Raw genomic sequence first — 18368 nt, 5'->3', positions numbered from 1 at the left:
TTAATGGTTCAATTAATGCTTCTTTGCGAAGAAATCAACCCAGTAAAATGGATCAATAATCTATTCCGATAGTCACCTTCCAATTCCCGAGGCGACCTTGTGAGCCTTTTGCTGGACTTTATACGGTTTGAAATTGGCATGGGCAAAATGCTGATTAAGGCACTGGCTGAACGCTGATTGAGGTCTGGCCGAACGTCAACTAGCATGCGGGCGAAATGTTAAGTAGAACACCGACAAAACGTTGATTTGCAAGTCGGCGAATACAAATTTCCTTACCAGAGCTGCCATGTGTTTCCAGCTTCATCCGCCATGACGGAAAGAGCGTGAAGTTGTCGCTACAGCCTGTGGTATTTACTTTCCAATAGGGCAGTTTTCATATGCTTCCGCCTGATGGCATCACCGCCTTCCGGTGACTCACGACATCGGCTTCATGAAGCGAACGCCGACGCCACTTCCATTTTCCCGGATGAATTCGATCCCGGCCTCTTGAAAGGCTACAATGATACTCGCGAGATTGTTGCTTATGGGCAGATGTGCCCCACGTTCAAAATCAGCAATAGTTTGGCGAGAGACATTAGCTGCCTTCGCAAGCTCTGCTTGGCTCCAGCCCAACATAGCTCGTGCTCCACGGCATTGCTCCACTGTGAGAAGGTTGTTACTCAAGGCAAACTTTCTGATTGACTTCTATCATTTTGTAGGAAAAACTGCAACTCAACGATCGAGTAGGTGCGCGAACACCTACCCGATCTAGCCACAACCAAGCTTACGGGAGCTCGGATCATGACTGATTCCGACAATAGCAGAACTTTGCCTCCGGTCACCCGGGGAGAATTCCATTCCTTCGTGGCGGCGTCTTTACCCACATATCCGGAGCTTGCAGCCTCACTCACCGGGCCGCTGGAGGCTTGCAAAGGCGATCTCGCGTTCACGATATGGCATGAATGGTGTGCGGCCCGGCAACACGTGATCGAATCATGCTTGCGACAGCAGGGCCTGGAAACCAAGCTCCTTTCGATTGTGGGCTCACCGCTGCAAGCTTCCGAAGCCGGAAAGGCTGCCGACGAAGTCGGATACAGCGAGGCTCTCCAAGAAGAGCGCCATGCATTTGCCCTCGAGGGAGAGATGGCGGAAACCCTGTGGGATACGCCGGCGGAATCGATCACCGGCGCAACCGCGAAACTCCATGCCGTCGTCACAAAGTGGCAACCCTCGCTCATCAGCGATGAGTATCCTTGGCCGCAAATCCGTTCCGTCATAGCCGATCTGCTGAAGATCGATGTGGAAATGTCCTTCTCGCAGTCCGGCGCAGCGACGTAGGAGCGATCAACACCAGCTTTCAGTCCGAGTTGCGCTTGGGTCAACTGGCATCCGCGATGCCGGATTTCTGAGGACTTCGCTCCAGTGATGAACGCGTGGTGGAACGCCTTCCGCCGCGGCGGTGCTGGCTGTGCCAAAAATCAAAAAAATTGGGAACTCGATAATGAAACAAGAAAATTCATTTCGTCCGCTTCTTCTGTCGGCCTTGCTGATCTCGCTTGCGTTCTGGAGCATTCTTTCGGGGCCGGCCCAGGCACAGGAGCTTCGCATCGCGACCTCCTACAAGCTGATGACGCTCGACCCGCATTACGCCAATCTCAACGAAAACACCTCGCTGCTCTCCCACATCTACGAGCGGCTCGTCTATCAGGATGAGCGTCTCGATCTGAAGCCGGGCCTTGCCGTCTCCTGGCGCGCGACATCCGGCACGCAATGGCAATTCAAGCTGCGGGAAAACGTCCGCTTTCATGACGGCTCGCCCTTCACCGCAGACGATGTCGCCTACACGATCGCGCGCATCAGGGATTTCCTGAACTCGCCAAGCGGTGGCTTTCGTTCCTATGTAAGCGAGATCAAGGCGGTCTCGGCGCCCGATCCTCTCACCGTTGTCATCGATACGAACGGCAATGTCCCCAACCTGCCGCTGGCCTTTTCCTCGATCTTCGTGATGCATCGACCGGGGCAGGGGTTCCAAGCCACGGAGGAGCTCAATGCCGGAAGCCCTCCCGTCGGCACCGGGCCTTATAAGTTCGAGAGCTGGAGTTCCGGTGAGATGCTGAAGCTTACGAGGAACGACGACTATTGGGGCGGCAGACCCGCTTGGTCCGAGGTGACGTTCCGGATCATCGAGAATCCTGCGGCGCGGGTGGCGGCTTTGGCCACCGGGGATGTCGACGTTGCGGACGCCATTCCGGCACGCGACGTGGCCTCGCTCAAACAGCGGGGCGCGAGGATCGAGAGCGTCACTGCGGCGCGTGTCAATTTCCTGCAGTTCGACGTGGAAAGAGAGACACTTCCCGGCGTGACGAGCAAATCCGGCGAGCAGATCCCCAACCCCTTCAAGAACCCCTTAGTGCGGCGTGCGCTTGCGATGGCGACGGATCGCGGAATTATGGTCGACAAGATCCTTGCCGGTTACGGTACGGCCGCGATACAGGTTTTCCCGGGCGGTCTGCCGGGCGCTTCGTCCAATCTGAAGCCGGAGGATCCGAATTACGACGAAGCGAAGGCGCTCCTCACAAAGGCAGGCTTTCCGAACGGCTTCAACGTGGTTCTCGCCGGACCCTCCGGTCGCTATCCCGGCGACGGTGAGAGCCTCCAGGCGATCGCGCAAAGCTGGGCGCGCATCGGGGTCGCCGTCCAGCCCACCGCCTTTCCGTTCTCGGTCTTCAACACCAAGCGCGCTAGCGGCGACTTTGCCGCCTGGTACGGCGGCACATCCGGCGAGACGGTCGACATCATTCTCCATGCTCTCCTGGCCTCGCCAAATCCCGAACGGGGAACCGGAGCCTTGAACTTCGGGCATTATCGGAACCAGGCCTTCGACGCGATGCTTGCAAAGGCGGAAAGCATCCAGGAAGGCCCGGAGCGGAACAAGGCGCTTGCCGAAGCGACGGATTTCGTGATGGCCGACCAGCCGATCATTCCCCTCTATCACTTCCATCACATCGTCGGCTTCGGCCCGCGGATTGGCTCCTATGTGATGCATCCCCGCGGCTGGACGACCGCGATGCAGACGCTTCCAACGACGGAGTGAGAACCATGGCCTTGATTTCAGCAGCATTCGGAAGACTGGGCCAAGCCTTCCTTCTCCTCCTTGCCATGTCGTTGATCGGTTTTATCGGCATTCACAGCATCGGCAATCCGGTCTTCAACATCGTCAACATCGAAACCGCCACGCCTGAGGATATCCAGCGCGCGACGGTCGCGCTGGGACTGGATCAACCGATCTGGCGCCAGTACTTCCTTTTCATCGACAACGTCGTCCATGGAAACTTCGGAACCTCATACATCTATCATCTGCCGGCTCTGGAGCTGGTGATGAGCAAGCTTCCCGCGACGCTTGAACTCGCATGTATCGCGATGCTCATCGCGGCTCCGGCCGGAACAGGAGTGGGGCTCCTGGCCGGCCGGAGGAGGGGAACACTGCTCGACCGGAGCGTGCTCAGATCGAGCGTGTTCGCACTCAGCGTCCCGTCATTCTGGCTGAGCATGATGCTGATTCTCATCGGCGCCGTCCTAACAGGCTGGTTTCCATCCGGGGGCAGGGGCGCGACGGCGAGCTTCATGGGCCAGGAGTGGAGCGTCCTGACCCGGGACGGCCTCTGGCACACGGTTCTTCCGGCGCTTGCGCTGGCAATACCGAACATCGCGCTGATCGCGCGGCTTTCGCGATCCGGCACGATCGAAGTCGAGAGCCTGGACTTTACGAGGTTTTGCCGCGCGAAAGGGCTTTCCCCACGAAGGATCCTGCTTCGCCACACTCTACCGAACATCAGCGTGCCGATCATGACGATCATCGGCCTGCAATTCGGCGGCATGCTCGCCTTTGCGGTGGTGGTGGAATCGATTTTCTCGTGGCCGGGCGTCGGCAAGCTCCTGATCGACTCCATCCAGCTCCTCGACCGGCCGGTGGTGATGGCGACACTGACCTTCATCTCGGTCGCCGTCGTCGCCCTCAATGCCTTTGTCGATCTCTTCCATGCCGTGCTCGACCCGCGCGTGCGCCTGTCTTCATAAAGGGAACTGCCATGAAAGCTCACATTCTCCGGGCGTTGAACCGGCGTCCTCAATGGCAAACGCTGACCCCGTCCAAAATCCTGCTTGTGGCCTACATCCTGCTTGCCCTTGCCGCACCGGCGATCGCGCCGCAAAACCCATACGACCCCCTGCAAATCTACGGGTGGGAGGCATCCTCTCCTCCGGGTACGTGGGGCAGCGGCGGCTATCTTTACCTGTTCGGAACGGACGGGCTCGGCAGGGATATCGTCAGCTGTATCCTCTACGGCTTGCGCATCAGCCTCGTGGTGTCAGTCACAAGCGCAGCGGTCGCCGCCCTGATCGGGCTAACGGCGGGTGTTAGCGCTGCCTATTTCGGCAGGTGGGCCGACATCGTGATCATGCGGCTCGTCGACCTACAGCTCAGCCTGCCGACGATCCTGATCGCCTTGATCGCGATCGTCACCCTCGGGCCTGGAATTGACCGGATCATTCTGGCGCTGATTATCGCCCAGTGGGCAAGTTATGCCCGGTTGGCGCGCAGCGTGGCACTCAGTGAGACGAACAAATCCTACATGGATGCGGCCCGGCTCATGCGGTTGCCGACCTCCAGGATCATCTTTCGCCACCTGCTTCCTAACAGCATCGCGCCGGCCGTGACCTTGATCCCGATCGAGGTCGGCCATGCCGTTGCACTCGAAGCGACCCTGTCCTTTCTTGGCCTCGGCGTTCCGATCGACAAGCCGTCACTGGGCTCCACAGTCGCAAACGGGTTCCAGTACCTTCTGACCGGCCAATACTGGATCAGCCTTTTTCCTGGCTTGGCTCTCTTTGGGCTGATCGCAAGCATCAATCTCGTCGGTGAAGATGTCCGACGCCGTCTCGATCCAAGGAGCCGTCCGGTATGACTCAAAACACTGGAAGAACGCCTCTGCTTCAGGTGAAGAACTTTAGCCTTCGCCATCGTTCGGCGTCCGGACCGTTGACGATCCTCACCGACGTGAGTTTCGAGCTCGGACGCGGCGAGATCCTCGGCGTCATCGGTGAATCGGGGGCCGGAAAGTCAACATTGGGCAATGCCGTCCTCGGCTTGCTTGCGCCTGAGTTTGAGGTGATGTCGGGTACGATCGAATTTGACGGCAAACCGATCGACGGCAGGAAAAAGGGGGAGGGCGCCATCCGAGGACGCCGGATATCCGCCATCTTCCAGGACCATACCGCCTCGCTCGATCCCTTGATGAGCGTCGGCGCACAGGTAGAGGAGACAATTCTGGCGTTCGACGGCTCACTTTCGAGGCGTACCGCCCGTCTACGTGCTCTTGACCTCCTTGATCGCGTCGGAATTCCGGAGCCGCGGCAGCGATACAGTAATTATCCTCACCAATTCTCTGGAGGGCAACGGCAACGGGTGGTCATCGCGATCGCGCTGGCGGGATCTCCCGACATCATCATCGCTGACGAGCCGACCTCAGCGCTGGATGCTACGGTCCAAAAGCAGATCCTCAAGCTCCTTCGAACCCTCGTCGACGAGACGGGCGTCTCCATTATGTTGGTCACCCACGACATGGGTGTGGTGTCCGAGATAACCGATCGGGTTCTCGTCATGCGAAAGGGCCAGGTGGTGGAACAGGACCGCACCGCGATCATTCTCGATGCGCCCGAAAACGACTACACCCGCAGCCTGCTTGCCGCAGTTCCGCGGCTGCGGATATCGGCGGCTGCAGTAGAGCCAGGAACCAATGGCAGCCGGACCATGTCCTCCGATTGCGGAGAGGGCGCCAAGGTTCTTCTCGTCGCAGAGGGTGTTTCGAAAACTTTCTCCCCACAAGGGTTCTCATGGAGCCTTGGCCGGAACGCGGCAAAGTTTGCGTTGCGGGACGCAAGCATACGGCTGCCGCGCGGCGAGATCACCGGCATTGTCGGAGAGAGTGGAAGCGGAAAGACGACGTTCGGCCGGATCATCGCCGGACTGGACATGGCCTCAGTGGGACGGGTGACGATTGGCGGAAACGAGTTCGATGTTTCAAAGAGTGGCCGTAGCAATGGTCTACTGGGCCGTGTGCAGATGGTTTTTCAGGATCCCTCTGTTTCGCTCGATCCCAGGATGACCGTCGGCGAGACATTGCATGAAAGCATCCGCTTTGGCGTGGATATGTGTTCTGGTGAAGAACCCGCGGACGTCGGGACGATGACGGATCAGCTTGGTCTCTCCCGGAACTTGCTCGCCCGTTATCCACACCAACTGTCGGGCGGCCAGAAGCAGCGCGTTTGCATCGCACGGGCGCTGCTCGCGAGGCCTGAGATAATAGTCGCCGACGAGCCGACCTCCGCGCTCGATGTGTCCGTACAGGCCGAAATCGTCACGCTTCTCAAAGACAGCATCGCCGAGAGGGATATGACGATGATCTTCATCTCCCATGACCTTGCCGTCGTGCAGCAGCTCTGCAGTTTCGTATATATTTTGAAGGACGGCCGGGTCGAGGATTTCGGGTCCTCCGACTTCATCTTCTCGCAATCGCAAAATCCATACACGCGCACCCTCATCGACGCCCGGCCCCTCCGGTTCACGTGCTGAGTGCTGCCGGGCCGCAGCCCCGCGCCAGCGGCCCGGTGTTCCACATCCGTTTCTCAGACATTGGTGGTGTCTTGCAGCCACAAAAGGTGACATATGAATGACAGGTTCACATTGGCCGTCACGGGCCAATCCCTTATAAAATACGACATCCGTGCTATCCGTGCTCCGGCGTTTCAGGAGGTACAGACCCTGCTTAACCGCGCGGATCTTTCGTTCACCAATTTTGAGGGAACGATCCTTGGAAGCCATGGTGGATGGCCGCTCAAGGGATCATTCTTCGGCTGTAGCGATCCTGTCGTCCTGGATGCGCTTCAGGCGACCGGGTTTCGGGCACTTTCGCTCTCGAACAATCATGCGTTTGATCTTGGCCCGTCCGGTGTGCTCTCGACCCTGGAAGAGGTCGAGAAGCGAGGTTTCCTCCATGCCGGCCTCGGCCGCAACCAATTCGAGGCTTCGCAGGCAGGCACCGGAACAATCGGCGGACGACGTGTCGCCATCGTTGCGATGGACGGGGGGCCGGGTCCCGACTTCATGTATGCAGCGAATGCAGACATAGGCCGCCCTGCGCGCCCCGGCGTGAACCGGCTGCGTCTTTCGCAGGTCATCAAGGTTGATGACGCAGCCTTCGGGCAGCTTCGCTCCATTCGGGAGAGTGTTGGCTACACCGCGATTGACCTCACCAATGACAGCCAGCCCGACGACCCTTCGTATGTTGATCCGCATGAGGAGATTGGTATCGCTCGCACAATCTTCAAACGATCGGAGATATTCGGCAGGAGCGTCAAAATTGACGAGTACGATATTACTCGGAACCTCGAGGCAATTGCTTCCTCTGCCAGGGATGGCTGCCTCGTCATAGCCTATCTGCACCATCACCACTGGGCATCTGACTGGTACGAGGTACCGGAGTGGGTCGGCGGCGTTGCAAGACAATGCATCGACGCAGGTGCGGCGATGTTCGTCAGCCACGGCGCTCCGGTCCTACAGCCCATGGAAATCTATCGTCGCCGTCCGATTTTTTACAGCCTCGGCAACTTCATCTTCCATGTCAGGTCGGAAAAATCGTCATGGCGAGCGCCTGAGGTCTGGGAGAGCGTTGTCGGTGTGTGCTCTTACGGGCAGGATAACGATCTGATCGACATCAGCTTCTATCCTATCGTGATCGGCGGAGAATACGGATTGAAGGATCGCTTGCTCGAAAGCCGATTGGTTCCACACCTCGCGACGGGAGGCAGCGCCGAAAGAATCCTGCGACGATTCAAGGAGCAATCGGCAAGTCTGGGCGTACAGATCGAATTGGAAGGCGGGATAGGTATTCTTCGCATCTAATTTTTCGGCCTGATCGGTATGTGGTTCCGGGCTTTGGACGCTCCTGTGATCTGGAGGTGAGGGGACGGATGACAGCCATCGGATACTTACCGGGCATCGCCACCCAAGAGCATAATCATTCATCGCCTATGAGGGAATTGAATGTATTCGACTGAACAAGAAACGATGGGCGTTCGCGACGAGCTTATCGGCCGATTTTTCCGCTACGTTGCCATAGAAAGCCAGAGTAATGCCGCTTCCACGCATTTGCCATCTTCTCCGGGGCAGGTTGAACTCGCCAGGCTGCTGGCGGAGGAGATGCGTGGTCTCGGCGTTGATGACGTCGTGGTCGACGAGCATGCGATCGTGACGGGCGTAAAGCGCGGCAATAGCCCGGGCGCCCCGCGCATCGGTTTCATCGCGCATCTCGATACGGTCGATGTCGGCCTCTCTCCGGTAATCCGGCCTCAAATCAAACGCTTCGAGGGGCTGGATCTGTGCCTCAATCCGGAGAAAGACATATGGTTGCGGATCTCAGACCATCCGGAAATCCACGGCTGGCGGGGCGAGGACATTATTGTCGGCGACGGAACGAGCGTGCTCGGAGCAGACAACAAGGCAGCCATCGCGGTCATCATGACACTCCTTACCAGGCTTGAGCCGTCGCGGCCTCACGGCGACATTTTCGTCGCCTTCGTTCCGGACGAGGAAATCGGACTACGCGGCGCCAAGGCGCTCGATCTGAGCCGCTTCCCGTGCGACTTCGCCTATACCGTCGACTGCTGTGAGCTTGGCGAGGTCGTCGTGGAGAATTTCAACGCCGCATCCGGTGAGATCGTCTTTACCGGCGTCAGTGCTCATCCGATGTCGGCAAAGGGCGTGCTGGTCAACCCGCTGCTGATGGCGCTCGACTTCATTTCCCATTTTGACCGCAACGAAACACCGGAACGCACGGAGAAACGCGAAGGCTATTTCTGGTTCAAGGACCTTGTTGCGAACGACAGCGAGGCCCGGCTCAAGGTCATGATCCGTGACTTCGACAAGGTCAAATTCGAGCAGCGGAAACAGCGTATCGGTGATGTCGTGGAACGGATCGCCTCGCAATACCGTTCAGGATCGGTGCAGTACAGCGTGACCGACACCTATCATAATATCGGCGACTACCTTCAGAAGGACAACCGCTCGGCCGAGCTGCTGTTCAACGCCCTGGGTCGGCTTGGGATCGAAAAAAAGCTCACTCCGATGCGTGGCGGAACCGACGGGGCCGCCCTGTCTGCCCGAGGTCTACCGACCCCGAATTTCTTTACTGGCGCCTATAATTTCCATTCGCGCTTTGAATTCCTACCGGTTCCCGCGTTCGAAAAGTCCTACGAGACCGCTCTCATGCTCTCCACTCTTGCTGCGGAAGGGGGCAGTGATCCCCGGACGTCAAAGCATGATTCATGAGCTAGCGAGCCCCGTATGCTCATGTGGCAGAATGGAATTTATCTGAGCCAGGTGTTTGCTTCACAAGAATGAGTGGATAGGTGAGGGGCATCTGTGAGAGATGTCACATCGTTTTGATTTGATGTATGTCCGGGCGCTTCGGTGCCAAAGGTTACAGGGCTCCGGGTGGAGGTTTCAACCCCGGTTGGGGATCATGGACAGACATTTGCGGGGCGGACCGCAGACGAAACGTCGGGAGGATTGGTAATGAATTTGAGTGACGCGACAGTGTCGGATAGCAGTGAACTGCGCCCGGTGATCGGGCTTACCCGGGGCCTGGATACCGCAGATATCGAGACTTTAACGATCAATGCCGTCCGGCTCCACAGGCTACTCGTGGACAAGGCTGATCAGTTATTCCAGGCATTGCCAGCAGACCATAAAACGGGAAAAGCTGTTGGAGGCGAGCAGCACCTCGAATACGTGGAGGCTATGATCGCGATGCACGCGCAGATGAACGCGCTGAATACGCTGGTTGGAGTTCTGGGTTATATCCCAAACGTATCCGTCAATTGATGCGTTCGCTCAGATGAGCCCTGCCCGAATGGCCAGTGCAACCAGGTGCGGCATGGTGTGAATCTGAAACCGCTTCCTGGCTTCTTCGAGCTTGCTTTTGACGGAGTTGTATTTGACACCCTCCAGATCGGCGGCTTCGTCCATCGTTTTACCGACGGAAATCCAATGGAGATAGGCGGCTTCCTTGGGATCCAGCCAGGCTGGGTGCTGTTCACTCGGCGTCAAGGGCAGGAAAGACATACGGGCATGGAGTTGCCCCACAGCTGCGGCGGCGGCCACAGCATCGATATCACGTTCAAGCTCGATCATGGTTTTTTCGGAGGCAAGCGTGAACATTGACGTAGATCCGTTTGCTGCCTTGACGGGAATGGTGATGCCGGAGCGAATGCCGAAGTCGGCGGCCTCGGCGTAAAACGCCCGCTCAGCTTTGGACAGGCGGTGTCTGTTCTGTTCGCCGCTCCAGGTGAAGAGCTGTTTGAAGGACTTGGCGCGTCTAACGACCGGATCGATGGCCGCTAAATTCCGTTGGAAATAAGTCTCTCGCCATTCGGGATGATAGTTGGACGCAGCAATCGTGTGACCGGGCTGGATGTGTAGATAGGCGTAGCCTTGGAAGCCGGCTTGTTTCGTAAGGTGTGCCAAGGCTTGCTTGAGGATTTTCTCGTCACCCCTGATCGCCGAGAGATCAGTCAGTCTGTCCAACCAATGCTGCATTTGGTCACTCCCTTCGGTGGTCAGTTGGGACAGGTCATTGTGCACCACTAGACTTTGTTATTGCAAACCAAATGGAGAAGCTCACCCAAGTGCATCATGCCGGCGTTTAGGGTAGGGGATCAGCCCTCTTCGTGCAAATGCGCCATGAACACTTCGGCTGGCGTTTTGTAGCCGAGGGACGTTGGTGCGCGGATCGTTAATCGCGGTGGGTTAGGTGCGGTGGCCAGCTCAATAACCGGTCTCCGCCACGATGCCTTTCAAGCACGACGCCTCCCGCCGCCATCGTATTGGCAAGATGAAGTTCCAGGTCACGAACTGGGCAGAGTATGAGGCTGGTCTTCGCCGACGTGGCAGCCTGATGCTTTGGATGACGCCGGAGGCGCTGTCGTCCTGGCAGGCGCCGAAGCGGACAACGCGCGGTGGACAGCCGCGTTATTCCGATCTGGCGATTGAAACTGCCCTGACGCTGGGACTGGTGTTCGGCCTGCGGCTGCGCCAGACGGAGGGCTTTTTGACTTCAGTGCTGACCCTGATGGGACTGGATCTCGCCGTTCCCGATCATACGACCCTGAGCCGTCGGGCAAGCAAACGGCGATTGCCGGACGGGCGGCGACAGCACCAAGCTCGGGGAAAGGGACATGTCCACGTCCTCATCGACAGCACAGGGTTGGAAATCTACGGTGCGGGCAAATGGCTGGAGGAGAAACACGGTGCCAAATCACGTCGGAACTGGCGAAAATTGCACCTGGCTCTGGATGCCGGCAGCGGCGACATCATCGCCCACGTCATGACCGACCAAGATGCCGGCGACGCCTCGCAGGTGGAGGCGCTGCTTGACCAGATCGATGCGCCGACCGGACAGTTCACGGCCGACGGCGCCTATGACGGCAGTCCAACTTATGACGCCGTGACCTGGCATAGTGCCGGTGCTATGGTGGTCATTCCGCCACGCGCAAACGCGGTGAAAGGGCCAGATGCCGATCCCTTGAGCCAACGAGACCGCCACATCGCGGCGATCAACACCGATGGCCGGATGAAGTGGCAGGCTGCGACCGGCTACGGGAAACGATCTCTGGTCGAGACCGCAATCGGTCGCTACAAATCGATCATCGGATACAGGTTGCGGGCGCGCTCATTCGGAGCGCAGCAAAGTCTCCATAGGCTGTGCCGTCCTCAATCGAATGCTGGCATGCGCACGCCCGAAATCCGTCCGCTATAAAACCGTCACCGCGTAGCCAGAGCATCAAAGACAGAAATCGTTCTTTCAGCGACCGATGCACCAACGCTGCTGACCGGTCATTCGTGCGCCGAGGGCGCCTCCATTTCCGAAAACATCCGTCAAATTCAAAACCCGTAGGAGGAAATTTCTACGTTATGGGGGCATCAAAAAAGTTTGCGAAAAGCCCGTGTAGAGGATCATCCACAGAAGGAGAATATCGTGAAACTTATCCAAAAGTCCGACCGGGTGCCTCGCCTCTCTGCGTGCCCTAGGTGAGGACGGCGAGGCAGAGGGATCACTATAATCTTTACAATCATGCCTAAGCACATTATATGTTCTCCACAAGGAGAATGATTATGAGTGCCACCCTTCGAGAATATACGCCTGCCGAGGCGGCTGCGGTGAGTCAGGTCGGGCTCAAATCGGTGCATAACGCTATCGATAAGCGAATTATAGATACCGGGCTTGCGAGCCATCGTGGGCGTGCGCTGACCGATGATGATCTTCTTCGTCTGAAGTTGTGGTATGGAGTTGGCTCAATCCTTAGCGCCGAACGCCGCAAGCGACTGTTCCAAGCCATCAAGGACAATCCGATGGCGCCGACCGTGAGAGCGGACGATTATCTGATCGTCGACGTCGCAAGGGCGAGGGAGCAGCTTTCCGCTCGCGCGGACGCCCTTAGGGAAGCCGAAACCATCATCCAGAGCGTCAAAGGTATAGTCGGCGGTGATCCCGTATTCACAGGAACGCGCGTACCGGTCCGCATGATTGCCTCGATGAAAGAGCAAGGGGCTACGACCGAGGAGATCCTTGAGGGCTATCCTTCCATTACCTCACATATGGTGGAACTCGCCGAGATTTGGACCGCCGCCCATCCTTCACGTGGGCGGCCCAAGAAACTTTCGGACCAGGGACTGACAGTAAAATCGACGAAGCGCCTTTCGCTCAAAGGGGATCCGAAGCCAAAATCGTCGGGCGTCTCTTCTTGAAATTCTTGATTGATGAATGCCTTCACACCTCACTCGTGGCCGTCGCGCAAGATCTTGGCCACGAGTGTTCCCATGTGAACTGGCTGGGACTGAGCGGCGAAACTGACTGGGATCTTATGCCTCGCATCGTTGAGGGCGATTTCACGTTTGTGACCAATAACGCACGGGATTTTCGGAAGCTCTACGCGAAGGAAGAATTGCACGCCGGCCTTGTCATAATCGTGCCGCAGGTCCTTCCTGCAAGGCAGCGCGAGCTGTTCAGCGCTATAGTCGATGAACTGGCGGCCACGGACAATCTGGTCAATGAGGTCATTGAAATATCTCTTGAGGATGGTGCGGCTGTGGTGACCAGATACGTGCTTCCGCTCGCTGAGTAAGGTTTTTGGAGAACCTAGTCCAAGTGCACCAAGTTTTGCCGAGATGTGGGTAGCAAACAGCACCAGCAGTACGGATAAATGTCTTATATTTTAATGACTTAGTGAATCGCACGTAATAGTAATTATGGAACTTCTTTAAATCACTGCCTTTGTAGGATGAGGGGTGCCGCGGTCCGATTCCGGTCAAGGAGTGCGTCCTTTGAACAAGCAATCATTCTGAAATCATCAGTGAAAATTCCGAATCTTCACCTTCAGCATATCGATAGAAAGGGCGGGAACGAAAATATCCCTTGGCTGGACCGCCGGCGCTCGATACCGCGAATCCGGACTTCCCGGCGATCCGTGGGCGAACTCGTCGCCCCGGCCCGTCGGCAGTTTGAACTCCCATCACGATCCGCCAAGGCGGATAGGTCGCCCGAGAGATCGAACAGTTGCTGGGCGATGAGGTGCACGACGTCCCCTTCCCGCTGGATGCGGCCGTTGATCGCCATCATGCTTGATCCGAGCACAACGCGTCGGCGTCGCGCGCAGCTTCGGCCAGACGACGACGTTTGCCGGACCGGTCTCGTCCTCGATCGTCAGGAACATCACGCCTTTTGCCGATCCTGGCATTTGACGGACCCGAACGAGGCCCCCGGTCATCAACCACCGGCCATCGCGGGCAGACATGGCTTCACCGCAGGTGACGAGGCTTCGAGCGGCGAGATCCTTGCGCAAGAAAGCGATCGGGTGTTCGCGCAGGGTCAAGCCAGTATGGCTGTGTATACAGCCGGCGAAAGCCGCGGCCTCATGCGTCGCCTGCAGCAGGCCACGTCGAGAAACAGTGCTCAACCGTTGCGCTTGCTGTCTCTTCCTAGTTGATACAAATAGCTCCGTACACTCTCTCCAAGGGATAAAACGATATTCGAGATATCCGTCATGTAGATCAGCGTGCTCATCATGGCTCTCCACCTTCGATTTATCTGCAAGCAGGTTGAAAGGATCGCGATGTCGAAGCAATGGACAGAAACACGGAAGTTTTGGATTATTTTGGTGATCGGTTGGCTATTCCCTGCAGAAGCCGGTGCTCTTGAATGGCTTTCGGACGCTGCGAAGTAGTTGCTGCATTCGTGGCCCCGGTAATTGCGAAGAGGCGTCCGTCGCGACGCCTCGCATTTTCGACTGGCAACACTCCCATCGAGGTTTGCCGCTTTGCCTTCGGCAGAAAGGCAGTCTCAATAAGTACGTGCTTGATCTCTTGCGTCAGTGGGTTAGTGGAAATTTTTACATCAGCAAATCTGCCAGGGAAGTCCGCGCAGCACCTCACATATTCGGATAGACAGGCCCTTCGCCACCCTGTGGAGGCACCCAGTTGATGTTCTGGTTGGGGTCCTTGATGTCGCAGGTCTTGCAGTGGACGCAGTTCTGGGCGTTGATGACATAGGTCTCCTTGCCATCCTTCTCCACCCATTCATAGACGCCTGCCGGACAGTAGCGCGTCGAGGGGCCGGCAAAAATGTCGTGCTCCGACGATATCTGCAACGCCATGTCCTTGACCTTGAGATGCACCGGCTGGTCTTCCTCGTGGTTGGTGTTCGACAGGAACACCGAGGACAGCCGATCGAAGGTCAGGACGCCATCCGGCTTCGGATAGTTAATCTTCTCGTGCTTGGACGCGGGCTCGAGAGATTGGGCATCCGTCTTGCCGTGCTTCAGCGTGCCGAAAATGGAGAAACCGAACAGCTGGTTCGTCCACATGTCCAGGCCGCCAAGGCCGATACCGATGAGCGTGCCGAACTTGGACCACAGCGGCTTGACATTGCGCACCCGCTTCAGGTCCTTGCCGATATCCGTCTGGCGCCATTCGGTCTCGATCTCGATCACTTCGTCATTGGCGCGGCCCGCGGCGACCGCCGCGGCGATCTTGTCGGCTGCCAGCATGCCCGACAGCACCGCATTGTGGCTGCCCTTGATGCGGGGTACGTTGACGAAACCGGCCGAACAGCCGATCAGCGCGCCGCCCGGGAAGGTCAGCTTCGGCACCGACTGATATCCACCCTCGGTGATGGCGCGTGCACCGTAAGAGATGCGCTTGCCGCCCTCGAAGGTGCCGCGGATCGCCGGATGCGTCTTGAAGCGCTGGAATTCCTCGAAGGGATAGAGATAGGGGTTCTTGTAGTTGAGGTGCACCACGAAGCCGACGGCGACCAGATTGTCTTCCAGATGATAAAGGAATGAGCCTCCACCGGTCTTGAAGCCGAGCGGCCAGCCGAAGGAGTGCTGCACCAGACCCCTTTTGTGGTTCTCCGGCTTGACCTGCCAGAGCTCCTTGATGCCGATGCCGAATTTCTGCGGCTCGCGATCTTTCGAGAGGTCGAATTTGGCAATGAGCTCCTTGGCGAGCGAGCCGCGCACGCCCTCGCCGATCAGCACATATTTGCCGAGCAGTTCCATGCCGCGCGTATAGTTCGGGCCGGGCTCGCCGTTCTTCTCGATCCCCATGTCGCCGGTGGCCACACCGATGACGGCGCCTTTGTCATTATAGAGCACTTCGGTTGCGGCAAAGCCGGGATAGATCTCGACGCCGAGCGCTTCCGCCTTCTCGGCCAGCCAGCGACAGACGTTGCCGAGCGAGACGATGTAGTTGCCGTGATTGTTCATGAGCGGCGGCATTATGAAGTTCGGCAGACGCAGCGAGCCGGCGGGGCCGAGCAGCAGGAAGTGATCGGCATTGACCTCGGTCTTGAAGGGGTGGTCAGCCTCCGCGCGCCAGCCGGGCAGCAGGCGGTTGATACCGATCGGATCGACCACCGCGCCAGAGAGGATATGGGCGCCGACTTCGGAACCCTTCTCCAACACGACGACCGATAGTTCCGGATTGACCTGCTTCAGGCGGATCGCCGCAGACAGACCGGCAGGTCCACCGCCGACGATTACGACGTCGAATTCCATGCTTTCGCGCACTGCTTTACTCAACGTTCATTATGGAGCACAGGTGCCGGTTTAAGCCGGGCAAGCCGCTTCAGTCATAGTGATCATTTAACCATTCTATAGATCGGGCCGCGCTCTATGACTGGATCGAGAATTCCATTTGAGAGTTCGTCTGCGGCATCAAATAAACCTGGTGGATTGCGATGAGGAACCGGATAATTCAGTTCTGCCTTCATTTCATCGGAATAGATGTACGCACCGACGATCAAGGTGGAGAGAATATAAAATCCATCTCCGTCCTCGTCCGCCAGCCTTCTCAGCCTGGCCCACATCTCTGTCGCAGGCGTGAAGCCCAACACCTCTAGAAGAGCTGTCAGCATTTCGAAGTGTTTGTCGAGTATCGCAGCGGCCTTCGTCACGAGTTCGTTGAATTCGGCAACGGAACTGCCAGAGCGAAAATCACCTTCTTGTGGAATTAAGGTATCCGCGATGATGCGCAACGTCTGCAGTTCCCGTTGCGTGAACGCTCGTGGCGGAGCGGAGGCGGGCCTGGAAACAGACAGGCGCTTGTCGCTGTTCAACTTACCGCTGTTCGTCATTGTGAAGCACCACCTTTGAGGTTGCGAACGAGTTCTTTGGCATTCCGGAGTGCAAGCGCGGCTATTGTACTGGTTGGGTTCGCGGCTCCGCCGGTGACAAAAATGCTCCCATCGGAAATGACCAAGTTCGGAACGTCGTGGCTGCGACCGTATTCGTCTACAACAGACGATTTTGGGTCTTTTCCCATTCTTGCTGTTCCAAGCAGGTGCCCCGGCTCGCCCTGGAGATCGGCGATCTCGATTGTCTTCTTCGCGCCAGCTGCCGCATGGATTTCACTGAGCCTTTTAACCGTGAAGTCCCTGATCTTCAGCGTATTCTCACTGTAGCGATAACTGATCTTCGGTGCCGGGATGCCATCGCCATCTGTCAAAATAGGATCAAGCGTCACGGTGTTCGTTTCTTCGGGCAGGTCGTCAATGTTGGCTGCCCAGAATATCGCGTTGCGTGCATCCCTGATGACGCGATGGAAACTCTTGCCCCAGAGCTCATCAAACGCTAACAACCTGTGTGGGTCTACGCCGTTGAATAGTAGGCCCGGCGTGGGACAGGCGTGCAATTTCGAACCGCGAACAAACCCCCGCGAGAGATCGGTTTCGTAAAACTGCATCGAACTTGCCGCGGATCCGGCCGGACCGCGCCAGGACTCCAGTTCATCGTCATAATAGCCGATGACCGCGCAATTGGGGTGCAGCATCAGGTTCTTACCCACTAAACCAGAGGAATTGGCCAGCCCCAAGGGATGTCTGTCGCCTGGCGAAAGCAGAAGAAGCCGGGGGGTGCCAATACCATTCGCGCAAACAACGACTGTTTTCGCTGATGTGTGATAGCTAGTGCCATTCGAGATCCAGCTTGCACCCGAGGCCCGGCCGTTCTCGTCCGTCGTTATTTTCGACACCCTTGCGCCGGTAATCAATTTCGCTCCGGCTTTAATCGCCGCGGGCCAATAGGCTAGGTCAAAAGAAGCTTTGGCTCCCTCTGGACAGCCCTGCGTACATGTGGCCCATCGTGCGCATGCTGCAAGGGACCCTATCTTCTGGCTTGGTATCGCATTTGAATGGGGCCACCAGTGCCAGCCAAGAGCGTTCATCGATTGCGCGGCCTTCATGCCATGTTTGCCAAGGGGCATCGGCGGCATTTTTGGAGCATAACCCTCGGGATAGGCAGGATCTCCCTCAAGCCCGGAAACTCCGATGAAGTCGTCGACTTCATCATAGAAGGGGGCCAATTCGGCGTAGCTGATAGGCCAATCGTCAGCCACGCCATCCGTTGTGCGTACACGGAAGTCGGAAGGTGCTAGGCGAGACCACAAAGCGCTGAAGTGGATGGTCGATCCTCCAACCGCGCTGTACATCGAAGGCGCCAAGTCTGTGTCGGAAACATCCAAGGGATAATCTGCGGGATTGCGCCGACGATTGGGTTCTGCTTGCCAATGCCCCCGGGCCACGAGCTCCCACATATCGAAGTTCGCGGCATAATCGGAAGGGAGCGCGTAGTCGCCCTGTTCCAAACATACGACACGGAGTCCTGCAAGCGCGAGGGTGTGAGCGGTTATGGCCCCCGATGGTCCTGAGCCGATAATTACGGCATCGTAGATATCTTCTTGCCCTGTCATTTCATTCATATCCGTCATCCATCCCTCT

The 18368-nt window shown here is 57.5% G+C and carries 15 protein-coding genes and 2 pseudogenes; 11 read left to right on the top strand and 6 right to left on the bottom strand.

The genetic code is table 11. The features are described 5' to 3' along the window. Nucleotides 1-414 precede the first annotated feature (414 nt). The gene (locus tag AB8B29_RS32275; protein WP_280951443.1) at nucleotides 415-642 is read right to left on the bottom strand and encodes a helix-turn-helix transcriptional regulator; all 228 of its coding nucleotides are present in this window, start codon (nucleotides 640-642) and stop codon (nucleotides 415-417) included. An 84-nt stretch (nucleotides 643-726) separates the two neighbouring features. Here AB8B29_RS32275 and AB8B29_RS32270 point away from each other — a divergent pair, with 84 nt between their 5' ends. The 8 genes from AB8B29_RS32270 (at nucleotide 727) to AB8B29_RS32235 (ending at nucleotide 9919) form a co-directional block, all read left to right on the top strand. Next, nucleotides 727-1317, top strand: coding sequence for a hypothetical protein (locus tag AB8B29_RS32270; protein WP_439007002.1), 591 nt, complete (start codon nucleotides 727-729; stop codon nucleotides 1315-1317). 163 nt (nucleotides 1318-1480) lie between these two features. Beyond that, nucleotides 1481-3073: an ABC transporter substrate-binding protein gene (locus AB8B29_RS32265; RefSeq protein ID WP_092575635.1), complete on the top strand. Its 1593-nt coding sequence runs from the start codon at nucleotides 1481-1483 to the stop codon at nucleotides 3071-3073. A 5-nt stretch (nucleotides 3074-3078) separates the two neighbouring features. Next, nucleotides 3079-4056 carry an ABC transporter permease gene (locus tag AB8B29_RS32260; protein ID WP_037197782.1) on the top strand — a complete coding sequence of 326 codons (978 nt, stop codon included), beginning with the start codon at nucleotides 3079-3081 and terminating at the stop codon, nucleotides 4054-4056. Nucleotides 4057-4067: 11 nt separating this feature from the next. Beyond that, entirely contained in the window at nucleotides 4068-4943 is an 876-nt protein-coding gene (locus AB8B29_RS32255) for an ABC transporter permease (RefSeq protein WP_037197780.1), read from the top strand. Further along, on the top strand, nucleotides 4940-6610 hold the full coding sequence (locus AB8B29_RS32250; protein ID WP_037197778.1) for a dipeptide ABC transporter ATP-binding protein: 1671 nt from the start codon (nucleotides 4940-4942) through the stop codon (nucleotides 6608-6610). The genes AB8B29_RS32255 and AB8B29_RS32250 overlap by 4 nt, the downstream gene beginning before the upstream one ends. 93 nt (nucleotides 6611-6703) lie before the next feature. After that, nucleotides 6704-7939 (top strand): CapA family protein, encoded by a 1236-nt coding sequence (locus tag AB8B29_RS32245; RefSeq protein ID WP_037197777.1) that lies wholly within the window; start codon nucleotides 6704-6706, stop codon nucleotides 7937-7939. A gap of 165 nt (nucleotides 7940-8104) precedes the next feature. Beyond that, entirely contained in the window at nucleotides 8105-9364 is a 1260-nt protein-coding gene (gene pepT, locus AB8B29_RS32240) for a peptidase T (protein ID WP_037197907.1), read from the top strand. A 246-nt stretch (nucleotides 9365-9610) separates the two neighbouring features. Continuing rightward, nucleotides 9611-9919, top strand: a complete 309-nt coding sequence (locus AB8B29_RS32235) for a transcriptional repressor TraM (protein WP_037197776.1) — start codon at nucleotides 9611-9613, stop codon at nucleotides 9917-9919. Between the two features lie 9 nt (nucleotides 9920-9928). On the opposite strand, the gene traR is transcribed toward AB8B29_RS32235, so the two are convergent. Continuing rightward, a complete protein-coding gene (gene traR, locus AB8B29_RS32230; protein WP_037197774.1) occupies nucleotides 9929-10633 on the bottom strand; it encodes an autoinducer-binding transcriptional regulator TraR in 705 nt (234 codons plus the stop codon). Nucleotides 10634-10883: 250 nt separating this feature from the next. Here traR and AB8B29_RS32225 point away from each other — a divergent pair. The 3 genes and pseudogenes from AB8B29_RS32225 to AB8B29_RS32215 all read left to right on the top strand — a co-directional run bounded on the left by AB8B29_RS32225 (nucleotide 10884) and on the right by AB8B29_RS32215 (nucleotide 13218). Beyond that, a pseudogene (locus tag AB8B29_RS32225) lies at nucleotides 10884-11868 on the top strand (IS5 family transposase). Nucleotides 11869-12208: 340 nt separating this feature from the next. Continuing rightward, nucleotides 12209-12841: a DUF433 domain-containing protein gene (locus AB8B29_RS32220; protein ID WP_037197773.1), complete on the top strand. Its 633-nt coding sequence runs from the start codon at nucleotides 12209-12211 to the stop codon at nucleotides 12839-12841. Further along, on the top strand, nucleotides 12838-13218 hold the full coding sequence (locus AB8B29_RS32215) for a DUF5615 family PIN-like protein (RefSeq protein WP_092575638.1): 381 nt from the start codon (nucleotides 12838-12840) through the stop codon (nucleotides 13216-13218). The genes AB8B29_RS32220 and AB8B29_RS32215 overlap by 4 nt, the downstream gene beginning before the upstream one ends. 225 nt (nucleotides 13219-13443) lie before the next feature. Here the strand turns inward: AB8B29_RS32215 and AB8B29_RS32210 are convergent. The 4 genes and pseudogenes from AB8B29_RS32210 to AB8B29_RS32195 all read right to left on the bottom strand — a co-directional run. Beyond that, nucleotides 13444-13980: pseudogene (locus AB8B29_RS32210) on the bottom strand (OB-fold nucleic acid binding domain-containing protein); the annotation flags it as partial. Between the two features lie 540 nt (nucleotides 13981-14520). Continuing rightward, entirely contained in the window at nucleotides 14521-16173 is a 1653-nt protein-coding gene (locus AB8B29_RS32205) for an electron transfer flavoprotein-ubiquinone oxidoreductase (RefSeq protein ID WP_439007001.1), read from the bottom strand. A gap of 59 nt (nucleotides 16174-16232) precedes the next feature. Continuing rightward, nucleotides 16233-16727, bottom strand: a complete 495-nt coding sequence (locus AB8B29_RS32200; RefSeq protein WP_047558435.1) for a hypothetical protein — start codon at nucleotides 16725-16727, stop codon at nucleotides 16233-16235. Continuing rightward, nucleotides 16724-18358: a GMC family oxidoreductase gene (locus AB8B29_RS32195; protein ID WP_439007000.1), complete on the bottom strand. Its 1635-nt coding sequence runs from the start codon at nucleotides 18356-18358 to the stop codon at nucleotides 16724-16726. Before AB8B29_RS32195 ends, AB8B29_RS32200 begins: the two co-directional genes overlap by 4 nt. Nucleotides 18359-18368 lie beyond the last annotated feature (10 nt).

This window comes from Rhizobium sp. 11_C7_N12_5 (assembly GCF_051811145.1).
GTDB lineage: Bacteria > Pseudomonadota > Alphaproteobacteria > Rhizobiales > Rhizobiaceae > Rhizobium > Rhizobium lusitanum.
The sequence above is the reverse complement of the archived record's forward strand: the minus strand, read 5'-3'. Positions and strand labels throughout refer to the sequence as shown.